Annotated in this window: 19 protein-coding genes; 10 read left to right on the top strand and 9 right to left on the bottom strand. The window is 67.6% G+C overall.

What is annotated here, in order from left to right:
• Complete coding sequence (locus AC1DQ3_RS03435; RefSeq protein ID WP_477118764.1) at window positions 1–432, top strand: DUF1841 family protein; 432 nt, start codon at window positions 1–3, stop codon at window positions 430–432.
• 100 nt (window positions 433–532) lie between these two features.
• Here the strand turns inward: AC1DQ3_RS03435 and AC1DQ3_RS03430 are convergent, their stop codons facing one another.
• From AC1DQ3_RS03430 to hrcA, 5 genes are all read right to left on the bottom strand, one after another.
• A complete protein-coding gene (locus AC1DQ3_RS03430) occupies window positions 533–967 on the bottom strand; it encodes a thioredoxin family protein (protein WP_477118763.1) in 435 nt (144 codons plus the stop codon).
• A gap of 90 nt (window positions 968–1,057) precedes the next feature.
• Window positions 1,058–1,615 (bottom strand): nucleotide exchange factor GrpE, encoded by a 558-nt coding sequence (gene grpE / locus AC1DQ3_RS03425; protein WP_477118762.1) that lies wholly within the window; start codon window positions 1,613–1,615, stop codon window positions 1,058–1,060.
• A 479-nt stretch (window positions 1,616–2,094) separates the two neighbouring features.
• Window positions 2,095–2,490 (bottom strand): RNA-binding S4 domain-containing protein, encoded by a 396-nt coding sequence (locus tag AC1DQ3_RS03420; protein WP_477118761.1) that lies wholly within the window; start codon window positions 2,488–2,490, stop codon window positions 2,095–2,097.
• Window positions 2,491–2,523: 33 nt separating this feature from the next.
• Window positions 2,524–3,639 carry a ferrochelatase gene (gene hemH / locus AC1DQ3_RS03415; protein ID WP_477118760.1) on the bottom strand — a complete coding sequence of 372 codons (1,116 nt, stop codon included), beginning with the start codon at window positions 3,637–3,639 and terminating at the stop codon, window positions 2,524–2,526.
• A 112-nt stretch (window positions 3,640–3,751) separates the two neighbouring features.
• Window positions 3,752–4,792: a heat-inducible transcriptional repressor HrcA gene (hrcA, locus tag AC1DQ3_RS03410; RefSeq protein ID WP_477118759.1), complete on the bottom strand. Its 1,041-nt coding sequence runs from the start codon at window positions 4,790–4,792 to the stop codon at window positions 3,752–3,754.
• A gap of 114 nt (window positions 4,793–4,906) precedes the next feature.
• Here hrcA and AC1DQ3_RS03405 point away from each other — a divergent pair, with 114 nt between their 5' ends.
• The 4 genes from AC1DQ3_RS03405 to AC1DQ3_RS03390 all read left to right on the top strand — a co-directional run bounded on the left by AC1DQ3_RS03405 (window position 4,907) and on the right by AC1DQ3_RS03390 (window position 10,037).
• Window positions 4,907–5,824 carry an NAD kinase gene (locus AC1DQ3_RS03405; protein ID WP_477118758.1) on the top strand — a complete coding sequence of 306 codons (918 nt, stop codon included), beginning with the start codon at window positions 4,907–4,909 and terminating at the stop codon, window positions 5,822–5,824.
• 34 nt (window positions 5,825–5,858) lie between these two features.
• A complete protein-coding gene (recN, locus tag AC1DQ3_RS03400) occupies window positions 5,859–7,580 on the top strand; it encodes a DNA repair protein RecN (protein ID WP_477118757.1) in 1,722 nt (573 codons plus the stop codon).
• Between the two features lie 54 nt (window positions 7,581–7,634).
• Window positions 7,635–8,072, top strand: coding sequence for a hypothetical protein (locus AC1DQ3_RS03395; RefSeq protein WP_477118756.1), 438 nt, complete (start codon window positions 7,635–7,637; stop codon window positions 8,070–8,072).
• A gap of 279 nt (window positions 8,073–8,351) precedes the next feature.
• Window positions 8,352–10,037, top strand: a complete 1,686-nt coding sequence (locus AC1DQ3_RS03390) for a S8 family peptidase (RefSeq protein ID WP_477118755.1) — start codon at window positions 8,352–8,354, stop codon at window positions 10,035–10,037.
• A 73-nt stretch (window positions 10,038–10,110) separates the two neighbouring features.
• Here the strand turns inward: AC1DQ3_RS03390 and rrtA are convergent, their stop codons facing one another.
• Window positions 10,111–10,737, bottom strand: a complete 627-nt coding sequence (gene rrtA / locus AC1DQ3_RS03385; protein ID WP_477118754.1) for a rhombosortase — start codon at window positions 10,735–10,737, stop codon at window positions 10,111–10,113.
• On the bottom strand, window positions 10,734–13,574 hold the full coding sequence (gene glnE, locus AC1DQ3_RS03380; protein WP_477118913.1) for a bifunctional [glutamate--ammonia ligase]-adenylyl-L-tyrosine phosphorylase/[glutamate--ammonia-ligase] adenylyltransferase: 2,841 nt from the start codon (window positions 13,572–13,574) through the stop codon (window positions 10,734–10,736). The genes rrtA and glnE overlap by 4 nt, the downstream gene beginning before the upstream one ends.
• A 225-nt stretch (window positions 13,575–13,799) precedes the next feature.
• On the opposite strand from glnE, the gene AC1DQ3_RS03375 reads away from it, so the two are divergent.
• From AC1DQ3_RS03375 to aroG, 4 genes are all read left to right on the top strand, one after another.
• Window positions 13,800–18,125, top strand: coding sequence for a YhdP family protein (locus AC1DQ3_RS03375; protein ID WP_477118753.1), 4,326 nt, complete (start codon window positions 13,800–13,802; stop codon window positions 18,123–18,125).
• Between the two features lie 75 nt (window positions 18,126–18,200).
• Complete coding sequence (locus AC1DQ3_RS03370; protein WP_477118752.1) at window positions 18,201–19,046, top strand: carbon-nitrogen hydrolase family protein; 846 nt, start codon at window positions 18,201–18,203, stop codon at window positions 19,044–19,046.
• A gap of 105 nt (window positions 19,047–19,151) precedes the next feature.
• Window positions 19,152–20,612, top strand: coding sequence for a metalloprotease TldD (tldD, locus tag AC1DQ3_RS03365; protein WP_477118751.1), 1,461 nt, complete (start codon window positions 19,152–19,154; stop codon window positions 20,610–20,612).
• Between the two features lie 537 nt (window positions 20,613–21,149).
• Window positions 21,150–22,229, top strand: a complete 1,080-nt coding sequence (gene aroG, locus AC1DQ3_RS03360) for a 3-deoxy-7-phosphoheptulonate synthase AroG (RefSeq protein ID WP_477118750.1) — start codon at window positions 21,150–21,152, stop codon at window positions 22,227–22,229.
• A 124-nt stretch (window positions 22,230–22,353) separates the two neighbouring features.
• On the opposite strand, the gene AC1DQ3_RS03355 is transcribed toward aroG, so the two are convergent.
• Together AC1DQ3_RS03355 and AC1DQ3_RS03350 are read right to left on the bottom strand one after the other, a co-directional pair.
• Window positions 22,354–22,752: a c-type cytochrome gene (locus AC1DQ3_RS03355; RefSeq protein WP_477118749.1), complete on the bottom strand. Its 399-nt coding sequence runs from the start codon at window positions 22,750–22,752 to the stop codon at window positions 22,354–22,356.
• Window positions 22,753–22,764: 12 nt separating this feature from the next.
• Window positions 22,765–23,112: a c-type cytochrome gene (locus AC1DQ3_RS03350; protein WP_477118748.1), complete on the bottom strand. Its 348-nt coding sequence runs from the start codon at window positions 23,110–23,112 to the stop codon at window positions 22,765–22,767.
• A 375-nt stretch (window positions 23,113–23,487) separates the two neighbouring features.
• Between AC1DQ3_RS03350 and AC1DQ3_RS03345 the strand changes: the two genes are divergently transcribed.
• Window positions 23,488–24,366, top strand: a complete 879-nt coding sequence (locus tag AC1DQ3_RS03345) for an AAA family ATPase (protein ID WP_477118747.1) — start codon at window positions 23,488–23,490, stop codon at window positions 24,364–24,366.
• Window positions 24,367–24,388: the final 22 nt, after the last annotated feature.

Below are 24,388 nucleotides of genomic sequence, written 5' to 3'. Positions count from 1 at the left end.
ATGTTCAATCCCTCCCGCGAAGAAGTCCGCCGTTTTTTCTGTGAAGCCTGGCAGAAGCAGCGCGCTGGCAATGTCCTGACGCCGCTCGAAGTCATCGCAGTCGACTGGATCGGCGAACATCCCGAATACCACAGCCTGCTGACCGACACGGAAGGCGCGCTGACCAAGGATTACACCCCCGAAGGCGGTCAGACCAATCCCTTCCTGCACCTGTCCATGCACCTGTCCATCTCCGAACAGGTTTCCATCGACCAGCCTCCGGGCATCCGCCGCGCCTATGAGGCCCTGGCCCAGCGCCTGGATTCGCCTCACGAGGCGCAGCACCAGGTGATGGAATGCCTGGGTGAAATGCTCTGGCAGGCACAGCGCACTGGCCTTCCGCCCGACGCGGAGCAATACATCGCTTCGATCCAGCGACGCGCCAGCCGCTAGGCCGCGCTAGCGTCAGGTGGCAGGTTAATCACCGGCCATGGCGAGAGACTGCCGGACTACAACCGCAAGCTGCCGTGCCATTCCGGCTGGGGTACGCCGCTTAGCCCGCCAATGGCTTGCCGCTGGCCTTCAGGCGGGCGTTGGCCACTGCCGCGGCAAACTGGCCCTGGCCGTGCCAGCCGGTAGCCCGCCCCAGCTTCTTGCCCTTGTGGAAGAACATGAAAACCGGGATGCCATGCAGGCCGAAGCGCTTGCCCAGTTCGGGATGCGCATAGACGTTGGCGTGCAGCCAGTGCAGTTCGAGGGCACGCACCGGTCCGGGATTGGCCAGCATGGCCTTCTTCGCCATCTCGCAATTGAAGCAGTCCACGCCCCAGAAGAACACGCAGACGAGCGCGTCCCCCGCAGCGGCGATGGCGGTATCGATATCGTCACCCGCGACCTCGCGCATGCCGAACGCCTCGAAGGCGCGGTGATCCAGGTGCGCCTCCGCGTCGGCGGCGGGGGTGGCGGCATTGTCTGGCTTGATGGACATAAGCTGCTCCGGCAATGAAAAACGCCCGGGCCAGCGGCACCGGGCGTAGCTTGTGCCGGCCAGAGGGGCGGACAGCGAAAGGGACTGTGCTTATTTGGGCGCCGCCACGGTGACCAGCGCCGGACGCAGTACACGATCGGCGATCATGTAGCCGCGCTGCAGCACCGAGACCACGGTATTGGGCTCCTGCGGAGCGGGCACCACGGAGATGGCCTGGTGCCGGTGCGGGTCGAATTTCTCGCCCACCGGGTTCAGTTCGACGATCTTGCCCTTCTCGAAGGCGCTGGTGAGCTGGCGGCCCGTCAACTCGACCCCTTCGCGCAGCTTGGCGATATCGCCGGAGCCGTCGGCCAGTGCAGCCTGCAGGCTGTCCATCACTGGCAGCAGGTAGTCGGCAAAGCTCTCGATGGCGAACTTGTGCGCCTTGGCAACGTCCTCCTGGGCACGGCGGCGGATGTTCTCGCCCTCGGCCGTGGCCCGCAGGAACATGTCGTAGTGCTCCTTGGCCTTGGCTTCAAGCGCGGCCAACTGGGCTGCCACGCCGCCTGCGGCGGCGTTCTCGGCCTGGCCGGCCGGGGCGGTGTTCAGCTCCTCGCTAGCGGGCGTGGGCGGCGGCGTGGTGGATGGCGTCTGCTTCTGTTCTTCCATGTCGATCCGTATCAATGCAAGGACGCGGCCTGCCTGGTCGCAGGCCGCCGGTTGGTCAATCGGCAAATATAAGCCTGCAAGTGGTGGCAGGCCTCTGATTTTCAAGAGTGCACCGGGACGGTGCGGTGAAACACAAGGTTACAAACAGGAGTGCGCCGAAATAGGGGCCATATTGCATTGCCGCAGCGCCCCCCCTAAGATGAAATCATATAAAAATGATAAAAATAACGGGACTCGAAGATGCATCACAAGTCAGGTCACTCCCGGAAGGTTAGCCATGCATAAGCTGCCTGTTCTGACAGTTTGCCTACTAGCCGCATTATCGGTGATGACAGCCTTCATCTGCCTCTCCGGCGCCCTTACGCCGCGAGACACCGAATACGGCAGTGCCAAGGCAGTGTTCAAGCACTACATCGTTCCCTACGTTCGCTGACACGGCCGGGCGGGTTCGGGCGAGCGCCTGCGCGGCTTGTCCTGGCTCACCCCTTCACGCCGTCGATCTGGCGCCGGTCGCGCTTGGTCGGCCGGCCCTGCAAGCGCGATGCCGGTTCCACGTTAAGCCGCCTGTTCTCGGCATCTTGCCGCCGGCGAGCCTCGCTGGCCTCGGTTTCCGCATACAGTGTCTGGGCAACGGCTGCCGGGCCGCGCGCGCCGGCGATGCCCTTCACCACCAATTCCCAGCGCTGCTGGTGCGCCTCCAGGAAGATCGTGTCGCCCGGCCTGACCTCGCGCGAGTTCTTGCAGGCCTGGCCGTTGACCTGGACCTTGCCGCGCTCCACCGCCTCGGCCGCCAGCGAACGCGTCTTGAAGAAGCGCGCGCACCACAGCCATTTATCGATGCGCAGACGGGCATCGGCCTCGAAGGATACGTTCATGCCATCACTTCCATGTCGTTGGCCAGGCGCCGGTCATGCCGCCGCCCCGCGGGTCTGGGCTTGCGTGCGCCGGGCTTCGAGCTCATGCGGATGGGGCGGCCGCAGCGGCCAGCCTTGCAGGTGCTGCAAGCCGATTTCGGCGAGTCCGGCGATCCAGCTTTCCGCATCGTTGAGGCAAGGAATGTAGTGAAATACCTTGCCGCCAGCCATCTGGAACTCGGAGCGCCCTTCCATGGCGATCTCCTCCAGCGTTTCGAGGCAGTCTGCCGGGAAGCCGGGGCAGAACACGTCGACCCGGCCGGTGCCGACTTTGCCCAGTTCCTGCAGGGTGGGCGCGGTATAGGGCTGCAGCCACTCCGCCTTGCCGAAGCGCGACTGGAAGGTGACCTGGTACTGCCCGGGCTGCAAGCCCAGCGCCTCGCCCAGCAGGCGCCCGGTCTTGAGGCATTCGCAGTGGTAGGGATCACCCAGCTCCAGCGTCCGGCGCGGCACCCCGTGAAATGACAGGATCAGCTTGTCGCCGCGCGCGAAATCCGGCGTGCCGTGTTGCGCCCAGTATGCCCCGACCTGCTGGTGCAGGGCCGCGATATACGCCGGATGGTCGTGAAAATGCTTGACCAGCCGCAACTCGGGCTGGTTACGCCATGACTTCAGCACCCGGAACACCTCGTCGAAACCCGTCGCCGTGGTGGTGCCGGAGTACTGCGGGTACATCGGCAGCAACAGGATGCGTTCGGTGCCCTGGCGGCGCAGCGCTTCCAGCACCGAGGCGATCGACGGGTTGCCGTATCGCATGGCGCACGCCACCGTCACCGCATGGCCATGCTGGTTGAGCAACAACTGCAAGGCGTGGGCCTGGCGCTCGGTATGGACCAGCAGCGGCGATCCGGTCATATGCGCCTCGCGCAGCCAGATCGATTCGTACTTCATCGCGGAAGCGCGCGAACGCAGCGGCAGGATGATGCCGTACAGGATCGGCAGCCACGCCGCGCGCGGGATTTCCACGACACGCGGATCGGAGAGGAACTGCTTGAGATAACTGCCGACCGCCTTGGGCGTCGGCGCATCGGGCGTGCCGAGGTTGATCAGCAGGATCGCCGTACGCGGCGCCTGGCCATGCTGGTAGGCCGGTTCGGGAGTAAACGTCATGCAATTTCCGGTGTGGCGGGGCGGCGCGGGCACAGGGCGCGCGGCCGCCAGGTCTCGCCGAGCTGACAGGATGAAGGGGACAGGCAGTCTGTGAGACCGGGCCAGGACAATACTAGTTCTGGCTGAGCGCGCTGGACAACAGGCGCGCGGTAATGTCAACGATCGGGATCACCCGTTCGTAGGCCATGCGGGTCGGACCGATCACCCCGAGGGTGCCGACGATCTGCCCGTCGACCTCGTAGGGCGCGGTGATGACCGCCATGTCTTCCAGCGGCACCAGCTTGCTCTCGCCGCCGATGAAGATCTGCACGCCCTGGGCGTGGCTCGAGACATCGAGCAGCTTGAGCAGGCCGGTCTTGTGTTCGAAGACGTCGAACAGCTTGCGCAGCTTCTCCATGCTGGACGAGAGGTCTTCCACCTCGAGCAGCTTGCGTTCGCCGGAAATAAAGACGTGATCGTCCTCCTCCTCCTCGGCCATGGCGCTGCTGCCCGCCTCCACCGCCGCCTGCATCAGCTGCGACATATCCATGCGCAGCGCCTGCAGTTCGCCGCGCAGGTGGTTGCGCACATTGTCGAAGCTCATGCCGGCAAAGTGCGAATTGATGAAATTGGCGGCTTCGACCAGTTGCGACGGGGAATATGGCAGCTCGGTCTGGATGATGCGGTTCTGCACATCGCCCTCGGGCGTGACGATGATCAGCAGGATGCGCTTGTCGGAGAGCCGCATGAACTCGACCTGGCGGAACGCCTGGGCGCGGCGCGGCGTCATTACCACACCGGCAAATTGCGACAGGTTGGACAGGGTGTGCGCCGCCGAGGTGATCATCCGCTGCGGCCCCATCTGCTGGCCGCGCAGCTGGCCCTGGATCTTGCCCGTCAGCTCGGCCAGGTTGAGCGCGCCTTCCAGCGACTGGGCGGTCAGCATGGTGTCGACGAACAAGCGGTAGCCGCGCGGCGTCGGAATGCGCCCGGCCGAGGTATGCGGACTGGCAATAAACCCCATCTCCTCCAGATCCGACATCACATTGCGGATCGTGGCAGGCGACAGATCGAGCCCGGAGTACTTCGACAAGGTCCGTGAGCCCACGGGCTGCCCCTCGGCGATGTAGCGCTCGATCAGGGTTTTGAGAAGCGTTTTCGCACGTTCATCCATGATGTTCCCGATTTTACGCAAGTTTACCGCGTTCGGGCGGCTCATCCGTGTTCCGGCCGGGCCGGGGGTGCCGATCTGCTGACAATGGCGGCGGCGATATGGTCTAATCCCGGCATGTCCTCGCTCCCTACGCCCGGCGCCACGCGCGCGCCCTTTCGCACCGTCGCCCTGATCGGCAGGTACGCCACCGCCGGCATCGAGGGGCCGCTGGAAGACCTGGCCGCCTGTATCCTCAAGAACGGCCAGGATGTGGTGTTCGAACGCGAGACCGCAATGGCCACCGGGCTGACCGACTATCCGACCCTGGCGCCCGACGAGATCGGCAAGCATGCCGATGTGGCGGTGGTGCTGGGCGGCGACGGCACCCTGCTGGGCCTGGCGCGCCAGCTGGCCGGCTACCCGGTGCCGTTGATCGGCGTGAACCATGGGCGCCTCGGCTTCATGACCGACATCCCGCTGCAAGACGTGCAATCGGTACTGCCCGACATGCTCGCGGGCCGCCACGAATCCGAGACCCGCATGCTGCTGGAGTCGCAGGTGGTGCGCGACGATGGCGTGATCTTCTCCGCGCTGGCCTTCAACGACGTGGTTGTCAACCGTTCCGGCATCTCCGGCATGGTCGAGCTGGCGGTTTCGGTGGACGGCCACTTCATGTACAACCAGCGTTCGGACGGCCTGATCGTCTCGACGCCGACCGGCTCGACCGCCTATGCGCTGTCGGCGGGTGGCCCGATCCTGCACCCCACCCTGTCGGGGCTGGTGCTGGTGCCGATTGCCCCACACGCGCTGTCCAACCGCCCGATCGTCCTGCCGCACGACGCCGAAGTCTCGATCGAAGTGGCAACGGCGCGCGACGCCAGCGTCAACTTCGACATGCAGTCGCTGACCTCGCTGCTGCCTGGCGATCGCATCGTGGTCCGCCGTTCGGCCAAGACCGTCAACCTGCTGCACCCGATCGGCTACAACTACTACACGACTCTGCGCAAGAAGCTGCACTGGCACGAGTACCCGAGCGAAGACAACCGGCTCTGATCCGGCCCAGATCCGCCCCTGAACCGAACCCACGATGCTGCGCAGCCTGTCCATCCGCGATTTCGTCATCGTCGATACGCTCGACCTCGACTTCTCCCCGGGCTTCACCGTCTTTACCGGCGAGACCGGCGCCGGTAAATCGATCCTGATCGATGCGCTGGCCCTGGTGCTGGGTGAGCGCGCTGACGCCGGCGTGGTACGCGAAGGCGCCGCCCGGGCCAGTATCAGCGCCACTTTCGCCACCCCCGCCGGGCTCGATGCCTGGCTGGCCGAACACGACCTCACCGGCGACGACGGCACCGTGCTGCTGCGCCGCACCGTCGATGCCGGCGGGCGCAGCAAGGCCTTCATCAATGGCGCCGCCGCCACGCTGGGCCAGTTGCGCGACATCGGCGACCGCCTGGTCGACATCCACGGCCAGCATGCCCACCAGTTGCTGTTGCGCCCGGACGCGCAGCGCCTGCTGCTCGATGCCCACGCCGGCCTTGCCGCCCAGGCCGGCGCGGTCGCCGAGGCCTGGCGCTCGTGGCGCGCCTGCGTGCGCCAGCGCGAGACCATCGAGCACCGCTCGCGCGAGATGCAGCTCGAACGCGAACGGCTCGAATGGCAGGTCGGCGAACTCGAAAAGCTGGCGCCGCAAGCCGGCGAATGGGAAGACATCCAGGCTGAATACAACCGGCTCTCGCACGCCGCCGGGCTGATCGAGGGCAGCCGCGCCGCGCTGGAGGCGTTGTCCGAAGCCGATGGCTCGGTGCTATCGGGGCTCAACAGCGTGGTGCAGCGCCTGCGCCAGCTGGAGAACGTCGATCCTGCCCTGGGCGACGTGCTGGCGGCGCTGGACCCGGCCCTGGTGCAGGTCGAGGAGGCCGCGCACTCCCTCAACCGCTACGTCGACCGGCTCGATCTCGACCCGGAACGCCTGCAACTGGTGGAGGCGCGCATGCAGGCGCTGCACACCACCGCGCGCAAGTACCGGATGCCGCCCGAGCAACTGCCGGACGAGCTGCTGGCCCGCCGCCGGCAGCTCGACGACCTCCAGTCCGCCCAGGACCTGAACAAGGCGATGGCGCGCGAGGCCGCGGCCCGAGCCGCCTACCTGACCATCGCCCAGCACCTCGGCGCCGCCCGCAAGGTGGCGGCGGAAAGCCTGTCGGCCGCGGTCACGGATGCCATGCAGGGACTGTCCATGGCGGGCGGCAGCTTCGTCGTGGCGCTGCACCCGCTCGACGAAGGGCAGAGCCACGGCCTGGAACAAGTCGAATTCCTGGTGGCCGGCCATGCCGGCGTGAGCGCGCGGCCCCTCGCCAAGGTGGCCTCGGGCGGCGAACTCGCCCGTATCAGCCTGGCGATTTCGGTGATCACCAGCGAGGCCGCGCCGACCCCGACCCTGATCTTCGACGAGGTCGACACCGGCATCGGCGGCGCGGTGGCCGAAGTGGTGGGCCGCCGGCTGCAGGAGCTTGGGCGCGCCCGCCAGGTGCTGTGCGTGACCCACCTGCCGCAAGTCGCCGCCCAGGCCGGCGCCCACCTGCTGGTCAGCAAGGAGACCAGCCAGCCCGAAGGCATGGGCTCGGTCACCCGCTCGCGCATCCGCGCCCTCGACGCCGCCGGCCGCGTGGTCGAGACCGCCCGCATGCTGGGCGGCACCACCGTGACCGCCACCACCGTGCAGCACGCCGAGGAGATGCTCGCGCAAGGCGCGCGCGGCGCCACCGGCACGGCCCGGGAGCGCCGTTCGCGCCGGGCCGCCAGTTGATTGCCCGCGTCACCGCACCGGGCCGGTAACCGGTAACCATCCAGGAGTCTTTCCATGTCAATCGGCAAACTGCCGCACTCACGCTCACTGGCTCGCCCGCTGCTGATCACTGCCGCCTGCGGCCTGCTGGCCCTGCTCGCACTGAGCGCTTGCCAGGCGCAGCAGCGCCCCTATGCGCCGCCGGCCAACAGCATCAGCGCAGACCGCGCCGTGGGCGACATCATGGTGCGCTTCAGTGCCCCGCCCGTGACCGGCTCCGAAGAGGCCGACCGCCTGCTGGAAGCAATCACCGGGCCAATCCGCTTCGTCGTCAAGCGGCCCATGTCGGGCGGCGTCTGGCTGGTCACCGCCATTTCGTCATCCGCCGATGCTACGGTCGACCAGGCCGTGGCCACGCTGCGCGCTGCGCCGCGCATTGAAGTGGCCGAACCGGACCGCGTGCTCAAGCCGAATCGCACCATGCCCATGGGCCGCGACATGCCGCCAAGCTGAGGCTGGCGGGCAGGTTGTTGTCGATTTGCAGTCGATTAGCCTGACTTGAGTGCGCCATCCCACAGTTTTTTGCGGATGCCGGGGTAATGTTTCTAGAAGTAATTCGTCGAGAGAATTCGAAGTATTTCCATTTCACAAGTTTGCGTTGTTTGTTGTAGTGGCGAATATGGCGCATCAATTTTCGCTGGCCATGGCGCTCAGCCCGACCAGGCGACAATGGCAACACCGGGTCTTTGCACCGCGATCAGTCCGACGCGGGTTTAACAGAGGAAGGTAGACATGCAGCAACGGCTACACCGGTCTTGCAACGCGAAAAGCGTAACGCGCCTCGGCGCCCTGCTGCTGGCGCTGGGTGCCGCCCTCTGGCTGGCGGCACCCGCAGCGGCCAGCGCGACGCCCGGCCCCGCCGCGCGCCCGGCGCCGCCCTACAGTGGCAACTTCATCGTGCGCTGGCGCGACGGCAGCACCAAGGACGCAAGCAGCGGCGGTGCCGCCAGCGCCCAGGTCGACCGCATGCTGAGTGTGCAGCAAAGCACCGGCGTGGCGCTCTCGGTCAAGCGCCAGATGGGCGGCAAGCTGCAATTGCTGAGCGTCGCCGGCAGCCATGCCGCCGATCCCGAAGCCACCGCCGCCAAGCTGCGCCAGGACCCGCGCATCGCGGAGGTGGTGCCGGACCGCTGGCTGCACCTGCACGACACCGTGCCCAACGATCCGGATTTCGCGTTCAACCAGACCTACCTCGGCACCCCCGGCCAGGTGGCGGGTGGCGTGAACCTGCCGCCCGCATGGGACCGCACCCACGGCAGCAGCAGCCTGGTGATCGCGGTGGTCGATACCGGCGACCTGCCGCATCCGGACCTGGCCGCCCGCCTCGTGCCAGGCTACGACTTCATTACCGACCCCATCATCTCCAACGACGGCGACGGCCGCGATGCCGATGCCACCGATGCCGGCGACGGCGTGCCGGCCGGATTCACCTGTCCAGGCGAATCGACGCCCACCACCACGGCCACCACCAATAGCTGGCATGGCACCAGCGTAGCCGGGACGCTCGGTGCGCTCACCAATAACGGACAGAACATCGCGGGGGTGGACTGGAATGCCCGCATCCAGCCGGTGCGCGTATCCGGCCGCTGCGGCGCGCTGCTGTCGGACACCGTGGACGGCATGCGGTGGGCCGGCGGCCTCTCCGTGCCCAATGTCCCGGCCAATCCCACTCCCGCGCGCGTGGTCAACGTGAGCCTGGGCGGCGGCACCTGCTCCGGCATCGAGCAGCAGGCCGTGAACGACCTCGCCGCCAACGGCGTGGTGGTGGTCGCCGCCGCCGGCAACAGCGCCGGTGCGGTCGAGGCGCCCGCCGACTGCAGCGGCGTGGTGGCCGTCACCGCCCATGCCAACGACGGTGAGAACGCCAGCTATGCCAATGTGGGGCCGCAGGTCGCGCTGAGCGCGCCTGGCGGTGGCTGCGGCAATTCCAAGGTCGTGCAGGGCAGCAACGGCGCTACGTGTTCGGTGGCGCAGTCCTTCATTCGCGCCCTCTCCAATGACGGCACCACGTCGCTTGGCAACTACAACGTCATCGACGCCCAAGGCACGAGCTTTGCCGCGCCGCTGGTGTCAGGTGTGGTGGCGCTGATGCTCGCAACCAATCCGGCGCTGACACCCGCCCAGGTGCTTGCCACCCTGAAGAGTACCGCGCGCGCCCATCCGGCAGGCACGTTTTGCACGACCACCTCCGGCGCCGGCAGGTGCGGCGCGGGCCTGCTCGATGCCAACGCGGCCATCATCGCCGCCGCACAGGTCGTCCAGCCACCCCCGCCACCCCCGCCTGCTGCCACCCCTTCCTCGGGTGACGGTGGCGGTGGCGGCGGTGCGCTTTCGTGGCCGCTCGCCCTCGGCCTGGGTGCGCTTGGCTTGCTGCTGAGCTGGTTCGGACGGCGCGGCCAGCCGGCGAAATCGCGCTGATCGAACGGCGCTGGGCCGAGGCCGGGCAATGGGCAATGCCCCGCCTCGGCCGCTCATCCTGCCGCTGGCACGCCTATGCGGGCGGCTGGCCGTGACGGCGCTGCCACCACTCCTGCAGCAGCCACAGCGCCAGGCCGGCCACCGCGCCAGCCGCGTGCGAGATACGCACTACGCCGAAGCCCCACTGCGCATCGAATACCACCGGCGCGAGCCACGACTGCTCAAGCCAGGTCTTGACCAGCACGCCGAGGCAAAGCAACACGCCAGACACGCGCGACACGCCGCTGCCGGCCAGCAGGCGCAGGCCGCCCCACAGTGCCAGCCCGTGCAGCGCCCCGGACAGCCCCCCATACCAGCCCACCGACGGCACCCGGCACAGCGCCAGCTGGACCGCTACGCCGCTGGCAACCAGCACCGCCAGCATCGCGCCGGCACGCGCCTCGCGCCCGATCAGCAGCATCAGGCCCACGGCGGCCAGCAGGTCGGCCAGCCAGTGCTGCCAGCCGAGGTGGACCCACATCGCCGTGAACAGCCGCCACCATTGGCCGGCCACGCCGTGGCCCATGACCGCGTCGCGCAGGTAGAGCCCCTGCGCATGCAGCCAGGGTACGAAAGTGAAAGCGGCGCTCAGGGCGGCCAGCGCCGCCAGCGTGCCCAGCAAGGCCGGCCAGCGCGCGGCGCCGGCCGCGGGCGGGTTCATCTGCCGGCGGCCGCCGCCGGCTCGCCGAACACCGCCTGCCAGAGCGCGCGCACCTGCGCCGCCTGCGGCGCCACGGCCTCCGGCGCGACACGCGCGTGGACCTGGCCGTCCAGGCGCAACTGGTGCTGGCGCGCGCGGAATACGCGATACGCGTCGCCCACCTCGCGCGCCAGCCCGGCATCGATCAGGCCAAGCTCGCCGGCGGTGCGCAGCAGCGCGATATTGCCGGCATTGCGCGTCAGCGCGGGATGGCGGTGGCTGTGCAGCAGCACGAGGTATTGCACCGTGAACTCGATGTCGACCATGCCGCCACGGTCGTGCTTGAGGTCGAACAGACCGCTTGGGTTCGGATGTCCCTCGGACACCTTGTGGCGCATGGCGACAATTTCGTCGCGCAGCGTGGCGGCATCGCGCGGCTGGCGCAGGATCTCTTCGCGCAGGCTTTCGAAGTGCGCGCCGATCGCGGGGTCGCCCGCGCAAAAGCGGGCCCGCGTCAGGGCCTGGTGCTCCCACACCCAGGCCGTGTTGTCGCCCTCGCGCTGCTGGTAGCGACGGAAGCCTTCGAAGCTGGTCACCAGCAGGCCCGCCTCGCCGTTGGGGCGCAGGCGCGTATCGACGTCGAACAGCGTGCCGGCGGCGGTATGGCTGGTCAGCCAGGTGATCAGCCGGCGCGCATAGGCGGCATAGACGTCGGGCGCGCGTTCGTGTTCATCCTCGTAGAGAAAGATGATGTCGAGGTCCGAGGCATAGCCCAGTTCCTTGCCGCCCAGCTTGCCATAGGCGATCACCGCAAAGCGCGGCTGCCCGGCATGCCGGGTGGCAAGCTGGCGCCAGACTGCCGTCAGGGTGACGTCGAGCATGGCATCGGCAAGGTCCGACAGCCGGTCGGCAATCTGCTCCACCGTCAGCAKGCCKTGCAGGTCCTGCAGCAGRATSCGGAAGGTCTCGGCATGGTGCTCGCGRCGCAGGATGTCCATCTGCRYCTCGATCTGCCCGTCCGCCGCATCGAGGCGCGCATCCAGGCGGCTGCGGAAGCCGTTCCAGTCGGGGGCACCGGCCAGCGCGTCGCTGTCGAGCAGTTCGTCCAGCAGTTGCGGATGGCGCGTGAGATAGGCAGCCGCCCAGCTCGACGCGTGCAGCGTGTCGGCCACGCGCGCCATCGCCTGCGGATACTCCGACAGCAGCGAGAGGTAGGAAGCGCGGCGGCTGATGGCATCGAGGAAATCGATGAAGCGCGCGATGGTGCGGTCGGCATCGTCCTGGCGCGAGGCCAGGTCGAGCGCGCGATTGACCAGCAGGTCGAAACGCACCCGGCTCTGCTCCGACAGCGCCCGGTAGCGCAGCGAGGCGCCGATGGCGCGCAAGCGATCGAGCAGCCCGTTGCAATCGCTGAAGCCGGTTGTGGCCAGGCGCTCGCACGGCGGTTCGTCCTGCTCCTCCTGTATCAGTGCCGGCCACAGCGCCTCGCAAGCCGCGTGGGCTTCATCGGGATCGGAGAAGGTCGCCTCGAACTGTTGCGCAACCGGCTCCTGCAGCGAAGAAAGCCGTTCCAGCAAGGCCGGCCAGTCTGCGCAGCCCATCATGCGCGCCACCGCCAGTTGCTCGTCCGGCGCGGTGGGCAGGTGGTGGGTCTGGGCATCGTCGCGATACTGCAGGCGGTGCTCCAGCTGGCGCAGGAAGCGGTAGGCATCGGCCAGCTGCTCGGCCTGGCCGGCCGGCAGCAAGCCATGCTCCACCGCCACCGTCAGGACTTCCAGGGTGGGCCGGATACGCAGCGCGGGGTCCTGCCCGCCGCGGATCAGCTGGAAGACCTGGGCCATGAATTCGATCTCGCGGATACCGCCGCGGCCCAGCTTGATATTGAAGGCGCGCTGGTTCACGCGCAGCCCGCCGCCCGGCGCCGCCAGGCCGCCGCTGCGCTTGGCCGCCTCGGCGCGGATCTGCGCATGCAGCGAGCGGATCGCGGCAATCACGCCGTAGTCGAGGTAACGGCGAAAGACGAAGGGCGTGGTGAGGCGCGACAGCTGCGCGGCGGTGCGCTGCGCGTGCGGGGTATCCAGCGCCGACACTACCCTGCCCTTGATCCAGGCGTAGCGCTCCCATTCGCGCCCCTGCACCATCAGGTATTGCTCCAGCATGCCCAGGCTGCAGGCCAGCGGCCCGGCGTCGCCGTTGGGGCGCAGGCGCATGTCGACGCGGAACACGTAGCCATCGGCGGTCACGTCGGCCAGCAGGTTGATCAGGCGCCGGCCCAGGCGGATGAAGTACTCGTGGTTGGACAGGCTGCGCTGGCCGCCCTGCGTATCGCCGTCCTCGTCGTACAGGAAGATCAGGTCGATATCGGAGGACACATTGAGTTCGCGCCCGCCCAGCTTGCCCATGCCGACCACCATCAGCTCCTGGACCTCGCCGCTGCTTTCCCCGACCGGCCGGCCATAGGTCGGTGCCAGGTCCGCTTCCAGCATGGCCAGGCCGTACCGGATGCCCAACTCGGCCAGGTCCGTCATCGCGCCGGTGACCTCGCCCAGGGTCGACAGGCCGCGCAGATCGCGCTCGATCACCACGCACATCACTTCGGCGCGCAGCTGGCGCAGCGCGCGCTTGGTGGCCTCCTCGACATCGGCCGACGGCTTGTGCAGGACCTTCAGCCGTGCCTCCATCCAGGCACGCGTGAGCGGCTGCGCGCTCGCGAGCGCGACGGTTTCGGCAAGCTCCGGACGGGCCTGCACCATGCGGCGGGTGTATTGGGAATAGGCGGGCGAGTACAATGCCATGCCGGCGCATTCGACCGGCACGGGTTCCGCGGCGGCCACCGTCGCGTACGGGCCGGTGGCCATGTCGGCCACAGCCTGCTTCGCAGTGCCGGAAGTGTTGCCGGGCGCATGTTCGCCGGCAGCGCCGGCAGCGGCGGAAACAGGCGCAGCCGTGGAACTCGTCGGATCAGTGGAAGTCATTCCTGTTACTTGGAAGCGCGTGAGCCGGCCCTGTGCCGGCCCGCGCGTTATGCACGGCCGGTCAGGCACCGAATTGGAGAGCGCCTAGTATTGTCGGATAATCTGCGCATGTCCAGCCGCGCCACCCCACCCGCCGAGCCCGCCACCCCCAGCGGCGGCACGCCGGCGCTCGACGGGGCCGCCGCTGCAGGCTCCTCTCCATTGCCATTTGCCAGGCGGCGCCCGCTGGCATTTGCGTACGCGCTTGGCCGTATCCTGCTGGCAGGCTTGCGCCATCCCGTATGGCGCGGCCTGGGCCGCGTACTGGTGCGCCTGGCCCTGGCGCTGCTGCTGGCGGCGCTGCTGGCCGGCCTGCTGATCCGTTTCGTGCTCTGGCCGCAGGCCTCGGCAGCCCGCACCTGGCTGGAGCAGCGCGGCTCGGTGGCGCTGGCGGCCCATTTGAGCATCGGCCAGCTGGAGACCTACTGGGACGGCTGGCACCCTGCGTTCCATGCCCGCGACGTCAAGGCGGTCGATGCCGAGCAGCGCGTGCTGCTGGCGGCGCGCGCGCTCGACGGCAAGCTGTCATGGCGCTCGCTGTTCAGCATGGACGTGCTGTTCCAGCAAATCTCCGCCAGGCAGACCGACCTGCTGGTGCGGCGCTCCGCCGACGGCAAGCTCCAGGTAGCCGGGCTGGCCGTGGACACCACCGGCGCCCAGCCGCAGGACAACCGGCTGTTCGACTGGCTGCTGGCCCAGGGCAAGGTCGAGCTCACCGACGGCAAGCTGCGCTGGCTCGACGAAAAGAACCGCCTGCCGCAACTGGACGTCGGCAATATCCAGCTCCGCGTGCAGCGCCTGGGTTCGCGTCACATCCTCAAGCTGGAAGCGCAGTCGGCGACGCTCGCGCCCCGCCCCCTGGTGGTGCAGGCGGATTTCCGCCACGAATACCTGCATAGCACCGGCGACTGGCGCAACTGGCACGGCCAGGCCAGCTGGAACCTTGGCCGGCTTGAACTCCCGGTACTGCAGCGCTATACGGCAATCTTCGACCGGGTCGCGCGCGGCACCTTCAGCACCGACGGCACCATCGAATTCCGCGGCGGCGAGGTCACCCGCAGCCAGGCCCGGCTCCGTGCCAATGACGTGGACCTGCAACTGGCTGGCGCGCCGGAACCGCTCAAGCTGGCCAGCGCCCAGGCCTTCGTCATGCACCGCGCCGGGCGCGACCGCGACAACGTCCTGACCATCGACACCCTGCTGTGGCAGCCCGAACCCGCCGAAGGCCCGGCCATGCCGCTTGTGCGGCAGGTCCAGCCTGCCTCGGCGGCCCCGGCCGCCGCCGGCGCCGCGAGTGCTCCCGCGAGCGCGGCGAGCGGAGAAGCCGCCTGGCGCGAAGGCATGCGCAAGGTGACAGTGGGCTGGGCCACCGACAACAAGGGCGCGTTGCGCAAGTTCACGCTGAAGGCGCCCACCTTCGACCTGAACACGGTGCGCGCGCTGGCTACCTCGCTGCCGCTCGACACCGCCTTGTCGCGCCAGCTGCGCGCGCTCCAGCCGTCCGGCCATGTCGACAACCTGGATGTGAACTGGACCCGCGACCGCCAGGGCGTGCTCAGCCGCCGCGATGGCCAGCGCCACTTCAACGTGCAGGGCACGCTGCGCAACGTCTCGGTGCTGGGCCAGCCCGCCGACCCGCCGGTGGGCGCCGACGGCAAACCCCACCTGGGCGTACCCGGTTTTTCGCGGCTCTCCGGCAGCTTCAATTTCGACGAGCGGCAGGGCAGCGCCCGCTTCGAAGGCAGCAATGCCGCCCTGGTGTTCCCCGGCATGTTCGAAGAGCCACGCCTGTCCTTCGACCAGATCGGCGGCGAAGTGCGCTGGACCAATGACAACGGCAAGCTCGCGGTGCGCACCGACGGCGTGCAATTCGCCAACGCGGACACCGCTGGCAGCGTGCGCGGCACCTGGCATGCCGGCGGCGACGGCCACGGCGGCATAGCCGATCTCACCGGCGAGCTGGTGCGGGCCCAGGTCAACCGCGTGCCGCGCTACCTGCCCATGGGCATTCCGGCCGCGACGCGCCAGTACCTGGCCGGCGCGCTGGTGGCCGGCGAAGCCAGCGACGTCAGGTTCCTGGTCAAGGGCGACCTCGAACACTTCCCCTTCCATAGCCCGCACGAAGGCGCCGGCGATTTCCGCGTCGAGGTGCCGATCCAGCATGTCAGCTACCAGATCGCGCCCCACCTGAGTGCGGCGCCGGGCAGCGCCGCCAGCGCCAGCAACGACGGCAAGGCCTGGCCGAACTTCACCGACATCAGCGGCCGCTTGTTGTTCGAGCGCGGCGGGCTGAGTTTCGTGGCGCAGCGCGCCGGCGTGCAAGGCGCGGCCGGCGTCATGCTGCAGGACGTCAACGGCCGCATCGCCGACCTCGGGGATCACGGCCACCTGATGCTGGACGGCAGCGCCAGCGGGCCGATGGCGGGCTTCCTGCGCTTCGTGGCCGCCAGCCCGGTACGCGAATGGACCGGCCAGGTCACCAGCGACATGCGCGCCCGGGGCAATGGCGAGCTTCGGCTCAAGCTCGACCTTCCCCTCACCGCGGCCAATGACGCCAAGGTCGACGGTCAGTTCCGGCTGCCGGGCAACGATATCGTGCTGAGCCCGCAAGTGCCCGTGCTGGCCGGCACCACCGGCGTCGTGGCCTTCAACGAGCACGGCTTCCAGCTCAACGACCTGCGCGCCCGTTTCCTGGGCGGCGAGATGCGCGCCAACGGCGGCAGCCAGGCGGACGGCACGGTACGCGTCGATGTCGGCGGCAATGCCAGCGCCCAAGGCATCCGCGAGGCGCTGGCAGGCTCGCCGATGGCCGGACTGGCGCTGAAGCTGGAAGGCAGCACGGCCTATAGTGCGGTGATCGGTGTGCGCGAGCACCAGCCGCAGATCGCGGTCACCTCGGAACTGTCCGGCCTGGCGCTGGGCCTGCCGGCGCCGCTGGCCAAGAGCGCCAGCCAGGCCATTCCCTTGCGCTTCGAGCTCCGGCCCGCCGCGGCCCGCGCCGGCAGCGAGGAAATGCTGGTGCAATACGGCAACGTGCTCAATGCGCGCTATGTGCTGCGCCGTAACGCCGATGGCGTGGAAGTGCAGTCCGGTGGCATTGGCATCGAGCAGCCTGCGCCGCAACCGGCCAGCGGTGTCGTGGCGGCGCTGACAACCAGCCGTTTCGACCTGGACGCCTGGCGCGGCCTGCTCACCGACAGCGGCAAGGCGAGCCCGGCGGCGGCCGTGGTGCCTTCCTCCTTCCTGCCGGAAAAGTTCTCCGCACGGGTCCGCGCGCTGCAGGCCTATGGCCGGCAACTCGACGATGTCGTGCTGGAAGCCAGCCGCGAGAGCGCCGGCTGGAGCGTGCAGATCGATTCCCGCCAGATTGCAGGCAACCTGCGCTGGCGCAACGATCCGGGCACGCCGGCGGGGGCGCTGACGCTACGCCTTTCGCACCTGAACATCCCCGACTCCGGCGATGTGGGCAACGTTGCCGAGACGCTGCCCGACAACACCAGCGAGTTGCCCGCGCTGGACCTGGTGGCCGATCGTTTCGAGCTGCACGGCCGCGACTTCGGCAAGCTCGAGGTCAAGGCGCATGCCAGCGACGGCGGCGGCGAGCCGGTGTGGACGCTGGAGCGGCTCGTCATCGAACAACCCGGCGCCACGTTCACCGGCAGCGGCAGCTGGCGCATGCCGCGCCGGCTGCGCGAAGGGACCAGCGCCGAGCGCCGCACGCTGCTCGATTTCAAGCTCGATATCCGCAATGGCGGCCAGGTGCTCCAGCGCATGGGCCTGCCGCACATGCTCGCCGACGGCCACGGCACCTTCGAGGGCCGGGTGGCGTGGCGCGGCTCGCCGCTGTCGATCGACTACCCGACCTTGTCGGGCCGCATGAAGCTGAACCTGGAAAATGGCCAGATTCTCAGCGTGGATCCGGGCGCGGCCAAGCTGCTCGGCGTGCTCAGCCTGCAAGGCCTGCTGCGGCTGGCCACCTTCGATTTCCGCGGCGTGGCGGGACAGGGCATGGTGTTCGACGAGATCACGGGCAGCGGCACCATCGAGAACGGCGTGGCCAGCACCAACGATTTCGCGCTCAAGGGCAGCCAGCTGCGCGCCTCGATGACGGGCAGCGCGAATATCCCGCACGAGACGCAGGATCTCGATGTGACGGTGGTGCCGCGCATCAACGCCACCTCCGCCTCGGTGGCGGCGGCCTTTATCAATCCCGTGCTGGGCATCGGCACACTGGCGGCCCAGTTGCTGTTCGCCGATGAGTTCTCCAAGGCCTTTAGCCGCCGGTTCCATATCAGCGGCGGCTGGGCGAACCCGCAGATTGGCAAAGTGAGGGAGAATAAGGCCGAAGCGCCCCGTATCCGCGATGGGGCGAATCGTGTCTACCCGGCGCCATGACCACAACGTTTGCATGAACCGCCCAGGCCCGGGTGCAGCGCGCCCCGCCTCGCCGCCAGCCAAGGAAACCGCTTCATGACCGCTACCGCCTCCGCCTCGACCCCCGCCACGGCACCAGTGCGCGTCGCTGCCATCCAGACCGTCAGCGGTGTCTCGCCCGAGGCCAACCTGGCCCGCGCCGAAACGCTGATCGCGCAAGCGGCGCAAGGCGGCGCCGAACTGGTGTTGCTGCCGGAGTACTTCTGCATGATGGGCCTGCGTGAAGGCGACAAGGTCGGCATCCGCGAGCGCGACGGCGACGGTCCGATCCAGTCCTTCCTGGCCGACGCCGCGCGCCGCCACCGCATCTGGCTGGTGGGGGGCACCCTGCCCTTGTGGTGCGAGGACGAGGCGCGCGTCTACAACACCTCGCTCGCCTACGACCCGCGCGGCGAACGCGTGGCGCGCTACGACAAGATCCACCTGTTCGGCTTTACGCGTGGCACCGAAAGCTACGATGAATCGCGTACCATCCTGGCCGGCAAGACGCCGGTCTGCTTCGACGCGCCGTGCGGCCGCGTTGCCATGTCGGTCTGCTATGACCTGCGCTTCCCGGAGCTTTACCGGCAGCTTGCCGCTGGCGGCGGCGCCAGCTTGATTTTGATGCCGGCTGCCTTCACCTACACCACGGGACAGGCGCACTGGGAGATCCTGCTGCGTGCCCGCGCCATCGAGAACCAGTGCTATGTGCTGGCCGCGGCACAGGGCGGCAAGCACGAGAACGGCCGCCGCACCTGGGGACACTCCATGCTGATCGATCCCTGGGGCGAGGTGATGGCGGTGCTGCCCGAGGGGGAAGGCGTGGTGAGCGGATTGATCGATCCCGCGCGCATGGACGAGGTGCGGCAGAACCTGCCTGCGCTGCGCCATCGGGTGCTGTAGCATATACAACCAGACTAGGCCAGCTCCCCGGAGCCGCCCACATCCCCAGATTTCCACGCGGCGGCGCCATCGCGCCGCCGCGGCACGACGATATAAAGGACAACCATGAACGCCGGCGACCTCGGAATCCGCAATCTCGCCACCGCCCAGCAATTGCTGCTGGCTCCCTACGGCCTCGACGAAGTGAAGCTGCAGCGCGTGCTGGCGGACATCTTCACCCATAAGGTCGACTACGCCGATCTTTACTTCCAGTACACGCGCAACGAGGCGTGGAGCCTGGAAGAAGGCATCGTCAAGTCGGGCAGCTTCAGCATCGACCAGGGCGTTGGCGTGCGCGCCGTATCGGGCGACAAGACCGCCTTCGCCTACTCCGACGACATCAGCCTGGACGCCTTGCTGAAAGCAGGCGCTGCCACGCGCACCATCGGCCGAGCCGGCAGCGGCCGCGTCAAGGTGGCGGGCAAGATGGCCTCCCAGGGCGGGCGCAACCTCTATTCGCCCAACGATCCGCTCGACTCGATGGACGCCGCCGACAAGGTCGCGCTGCTGGAACGCGTGGAACGCATGGCACGCGCCAAGGACCCGCGCGTGGTGCAGGTCATGGCAGGCCTGGCCGGTGAATACGACGTGGTCCTGGTGGCGCGCAGCGACGGCGTGATCGCCGCCGACGTACGGCCGCTGGTGCGGGTTTCCGTCACCGTGATCGCCGAGCAGAACGGGCGCCGCGAGATCGGTTCCTCCGGCGGCGGCGGGCGCTATGCCTACGGCTATTTCAGCGACGAACTGCTGCAGAAATATGTGGACGAGGCGGTAGCCTCGGCCCTGGTCAACCTCGAGGCACGCCCGACGCCCGCCGGTGCCATGACCGTGGTGCTCGGCCCGGGCTGGCCCGGCGTGCTGCTGCATGAAGCCATCGGCCACGGACTGGAAGGCGACTTCAACCGCAAGGGCTCGTCGGCCTTCGCCGGCCGCCTGGGCGAGCGCGTGGCGGCCAAGGGCGTGACCGTGGTGGACGACGGCACGCTGGCCAACCGCCGCGGCTCGCTCAACCTCGACGACGAGGGCAACCCCACCCAGTGCACCACGCTGATCGAGGATGGCATCCTCAAGGGCTATATGCAGGACACGCTCAACGCGCGCCTGATGAAGATGCCTGTGACCGGCAACGCGCGCCGCGAAAGCTACGCCGCGCTGCCGATGCCGCGCATGACCAACACCTATATGCTCAACGGCAACCGCGACCCGCAGGAAATCATCGCCAGCGTCAAGCGCGGCCTCTACGCCGTCAACTTCGGCGGCGGCCAGGTCGACATCACCAACGGCAAGTTCGTGTTCTCCGCCAGCGAGGCCTACCTGATCGAGGACGGCAAGATCACCGCGCCGGTCAAGGGCGCGACGCTGGTCGGCAACGGCCCGGAATCGCTCAAGGACGTCACCATGATCGGCAATGACATGCGCCTGGATTCGGGCGTCGGCGTGTGCGGCAAGGAAGGCCAGAGCGTGCCGGTGGGCGTGGGCCAGCCGACCCTGCGCATCGAGAACATGACGGTGGGCGGCACGGCCTGATACCAGGCTTGCCCGGCAGGCGCGGCCGCGCCTGCCCTCAAGGCCGCGCCTCGTAGACCAGGTTGAACGGCGTTCGCGCCGCGCTGCGTGGAGAACCGGACGGCCACGGTGATGTGCGGGATGGAACCCGATCCGGAGCCTGCCTTGGGACGGCCGGAAATTGAATCGGAGGTGGTGCCCGGCGCTTGCCAAGCCCCGCAAAACACGCTATAAAGATGCTTCGTTGCCCGATGGTCAACCGCCGCTGCCGGCAGATTTGGCAAGCTTGGCGCAATTTCCTGCCATCCCGTAACACGTTGCCGCAAATAACCGACGCCAGTTGAGCCTGAACCCATCCATGTCCGCTAAGTTTTATTTTTACTTTTTTAGCGATCTCACACCGCTGGCGGATGGAGAGGGACGATCGTAAGCGCCCCCCGGAATTCAAAAAAAGCCGCCAGCGAACCTGGCGGCTTTTTTTATCGCGGCACGCACCCAGATCCAGCCCAGACAGCCCAAACAGCCCCAAACACTCGACCCACAATATCCGGAGCCATCATGCTGAAGAACACCGACGACCTGCGTATTCGCGAACTCAAGGAACTGTTGCCGCCGGCGCACCTGATCCGCGAATTCGGCTGCTCCGAAAAGGCGTCCGATGTGATCTACGGCGCCCGCCAGGCCATGCACCGCATCCTGCACGGCATGGATGACCGCCTGATCGTGATCATCGGCCCCTGCTCCATCCACGACACCCGCGCCGCGCTCGAGTACGCCAAGCTGCTCAAGGCCCAGCGCAAGCGTTTCGCCGGGGAGCTGGAAGTGGTGATGCGGGTGTATTTCGAGAAGCCGCGCACCACGGTGGGCTGGAAGGGGTTGATCAACGATCCGCATATGGATGGCAGCTTCAAGATCAACGATGGCCTGCGCACCGCCCGCGAACTGCTGTTGAATATCAGCGAGATGGGCGTGCCGACCGGCACCGAATATCTCGACATGATCAGCCCGCAGTACATCGCCGACCTGGTCAGCTGGGGCGCCATCGGTGCGCGCACCACCGAAAGCCAGGTGCACCGCGAGCTGGCCTCGGGACTTTCGTGCCCGGTGGGCTTCAAGAACGGCACCGACGGCAACGTCAAGATCGCGGTCGATGCGATCAAGGCCGCCTCCCAGCCGCACCATTTTCTCTCGGTGACCAAGGGCGGCCACTCCGCCATCGTCTCGACTTCCGGCAACGAGGACTGCCACATCATCCTGCGCGGCGGCAAGACGCCCAACTACGACGCCGCCAGCGTGCAGGAAGCCTGCGAAGCGATCTCCAAGGCGGGCCTGGCCGCGCGCCTGATGATCGATGCCTCGCACGCCAACAGCAGCAAGAAGCATGAGAACCAGATCCCGGTCTGCGAGGACATCGGCCGCCAGATGGCCGCGGGCGACGAGCGCATCGTCGGCGTGATGGTGGAGTCGCACCTGGTGGGCGGCCGCCAGGACCACATCCAGGGCACACCGGTGGAAAACCTCACGTATGGCCAGTCGGTCACCGATGCCTGCATCGGCTGGGACGACTCGGTCAAGGTGCTGGAAACGCTGGCCGAGGCGGTGAAGGCACGGCGCCTGGCCAAGGGCACCGGCAACTGATCCGGCAGCGACGCGGCCCGGCGCACCGGGCTGTGCCCTGCAAGTGAGCCATCACAGGCAAGAAAAAGCCGCTGGATCCCATCCAGCGGCTTTTTCTTGTCGCGCGGTGTGTGTGTCGGCTTGCTTACTTCTTCAGCACCAGTCCACCCGGCAGCGATTCGATGTAGGCGGCGATGTCCTTCAGCTCGTCACGGGTGAAGGGACGCGGCTTGCCGTCCTTGCCCGTCACTGCCGGATTGGCGTTGACCTGGCCAGCCATGATGGCATTGGAGCGGCCCACCTGCGGATTGTTGGTGATCTGGTAGGCAACCAGGGCGTGGTAGAGGTAGTCGGCATGCTGGCCGGCCAGCTTCGGGTAATCCGGGGTGATCGGGGCGTTCAAGCCGGCACCGTGGCAGGCCACGCAGTTGCCCTTCTCCACCAGCGCCTTGCCGGCGGCCAGGTCGGCAGCCGAGGCCGTGATGGCCGAGGCGCCCAGCACGAGTGCGCCGATCGCGAGCGAAAGCGTCTTAAGCGTATTCATGGATGGGTCCTCTTACTTCTGGGTGTTGTTTTGCGAGCCGGAGGTCTGCTGCGCGTAGTAGGCAGCCACGTCGGCGATGTCCTGGTCGCTCAGGGTCGCGGCAATGCCACGCATGGTCGGGTGCTTGCGATCGCCCTTCTGGTATTCCTTCAGCGCGTTCTCGATGTACTTGGCGTTCTGGCCACCGAGCAGGGGTACCTGGTACACCTCGGGGAAGGAGGCGCGATAGCCGGGAATACCATGGCAACCAATACACATTGCGACCTTGTTCTTGGCGGCGTCCACATTGCCCTTGACTTCCTGGGCTTGCGCAGCCGTTGCGGCCGCGCCCAGCACCACCATCGTGAGGAGCTTTTTCATTGTCGTAGCTGATTGGAAGTGTTAAACCCTGCGTGACCTGCCCGACCGGTCAGAAATGGCTTCAGAATGGGTCCGGCGGACCGCATCGGCCTGCGGCCGGACGTGGGCGCCAGCTCGGGCCGGAGGGATGCCGGCGCTGTCTCCGCCTCATTCTGGAACCATCTCTTTTCAAGCGCCGCCTCCCGGCAAGGACCGCGGGAGTGACAAGGCGGACAGAGCGAGGAGTGGAGTCGTGGACGTGGGGGCGCGTCAAACCGCCGCATTGTACCGCAGGCTGCACGTGACAGTCCAGCATGGCGAGGCCAGCCGCACGCGAACCGAAAAGCTCTTTTATACTGGCCCATTCCGACACGCACAAACCCCTCAGGTTGCCTCATGTCCAACACCCCCAACGCCAGCCAGAACCAGCAGTCCCGTTTCGAAGGCACGCAGCAATACGTTGCCACCGATGACCTCAAGCTGGCCGTCAATGCGGCCCGCGCCCTGCAGCGTCCGCTCCTGATCAAGGGCGAGCCCGGCACCGGCAAGACCATGCTGGCCGAAGAGGTGGCGGCGGCGCTCGGCATGCCGCTGCTGCAGTGGCATATCAAGTCCACCACCAAGGCGCAGCAGGGCCTGTACGAGTACGACGCGGTGTCGCGCCTGCGCGACTCGCAGCTCGGCGACGGCCGTGTCCACGACATCCGCAACTACATCGTCAAGGGCGTGCTGTGGCAGGCCTTCGAGGCCGACCAGCAAGTGGTGCTGCTGATCGACGAGATCGACAAGGCCGACATCGAATTCCCCAACGACCTGCTGCGCGAGATCGACCGCATGGAATTCTATGTGTACGAGACGCGCGAACTGGTCAAGGCGCGCCACCGCCCACTGGTGATCATCACCTCGAACAACGAGAAGGAGCTGCCCGACGCCTTCCTGCGCCGCTGCTTCTTCCACTACATCAAGTTCCCCGACGCCGAGACCATGCAGCGCATCGTCGACGTGCACTATCCGCGCATCAAGCGCGAGCTGGTGGCGGCCGCGCTCGAGTCGTTCTACGAAATGCGCAACCTGCCGGGACTGAAGAAGAAGCCCTCCACCTCGGAACTGATCGACTGGCTCAAGCTGCTGATGGCCGAGGACATCCCGCCCGAAGCGCTCAAGAGTCCGGACAAGAAGGCCGCGATCCCGCCGCTGCACGGCGCGCTGCTGAAGAACGAACAGGACGTGCACCTGTTCGAGCGCCTGGTGTTCATGAACCGCGCCAACCGTTAAGCGCCGCATCGGACCCTCACGC

The organism is Cupriavidus sp. 01T418, assembly GCF_056398885.1.
The sequence above is the reverse complement of the archived record's forward strand: the minus strand, read 5'-3'. Positions and strand labels throughout refer to the sequence as shown.

Coding starts and splice junctions, on each gene's coding strand:
- AC1DQ3_RS03435 (WP_477118764.1), top strand. CDS start 1: ATGTTCAATCCCTCCCGCGAAGAAGTCCGCCGTTTTTTCTGTGAAGCC.
- AC1DQ3_RS03430 (WP_477118763.1), bottom strand. CDS start 967: ATGTCCATCAAGCCAGACAATGCCGCCACCCCCGCCGCCGACGCGGAG.
- grpE (WP_477118762.1), bottom strand. CDS start 1,615: ATGGAAGAACAGAAGCAGACGCCATCCACCACGCCGCCGCCCACGCCC.
- AC1DQ3_RS03420 (WP_477118761.1), bottom strand. CDS start 2,490: ATGAACGTATCCTTCGAGGCCGATGCCCGTCTGCGCATCGATAAATGG.
- hemH (WP_477118760.1), bottom strand. CDS start 3,639: ATGACGTTTACTCCCGAACCGGCCTACCAGCATGGCCAGGCGCCGCGT.
- hrcA (WP_477118759.1), bottom strand. CDS start 4,792: ATGGATGAACGTGCGAAAACGCTTCTCAAAACCCTGATCGAGCGCTAC.
- AC1DQ3_RS03405 (WP_477118758.1), top strand. CDS start 4,907: ATGTCCTCGCTCCCTACGCCCGGCGCCACGCGCGCGCCCTTTCGCACC.
- recN (WP_477118757.1), top strand. CDS start 5,859: ATGCTGCGCAGCCTGTCCATCCGCGATTTCGTCATCGTCGATACGCTC.
- AC1DQ3_RS03395 (WP_477118756.1), top strand. CDS start 7,635: ATGTCAATCGGCAAACTGCCGCACTCACGCTCACTGGCTCGCCCGCTG.
- AC1DQ3_RS03390 (WP_477118755.1), top strand. CDS start 8,352: ATGCAGCAACGGCTACACCGGTCTTGCAACGCGAAAAGCGTAACGCGC.
- rrtA (WP_477118754.1), bottom strand. CDS start 10,737: ATGAACCCGCCCGCGGCCGGCGCCGCGCGCTGGCCGGCCTTGCTGGGC.
- AC1DQ3_RS03375 (WP_477118753.1), top strand. CDS start 13,800: ATGTCCAGCCGCGCCACCCCACCCGCCGAGCCCGCCACCCCCAGCGGC.
- AC1DQ3_RS03370 (WP_477118752.1), top strand. CDS start 18,201: ATGACCGCTACCGCCTCCGCCTCGACCCCCGCCACGGCACCAGTGCGC.
- tldD (WP_477118751.1), top strand. CDS start 19,152: ATGAACGCCGGCGACCTCGGAATCCGCAATCTCGCCACCGCCCAGCAA.
- aroG (WP_477118750.1), top strand. CDS start 21,150: ATGCTGAAGAACACCGACGACCTGCGTATTCGCGAACTCAAGGAACTG.
- AC1DQ3_RS03355 (WP_477118749.1), bottom strand. CDS start 22,752: ATGAATACGCTTAAGACGCTTTCGCTCGCGATCGGCGCACTCGTGCTG.
- AC1DQ3_RS03350 (WP_477118748.1), bottom strand. CDS start 23,112: ATGAAAAAGCTCCTCACGATGGTGGTGCTGGGCGCGGCCGCAACGGCT.
- AC1DQ3_RS03345 (WP_477118747.1), top strand. CDS start 23,488: ATGTCCAACACCCCCAACGCCAGCCAGAACCAGCAGTCCCGTTTCGAA.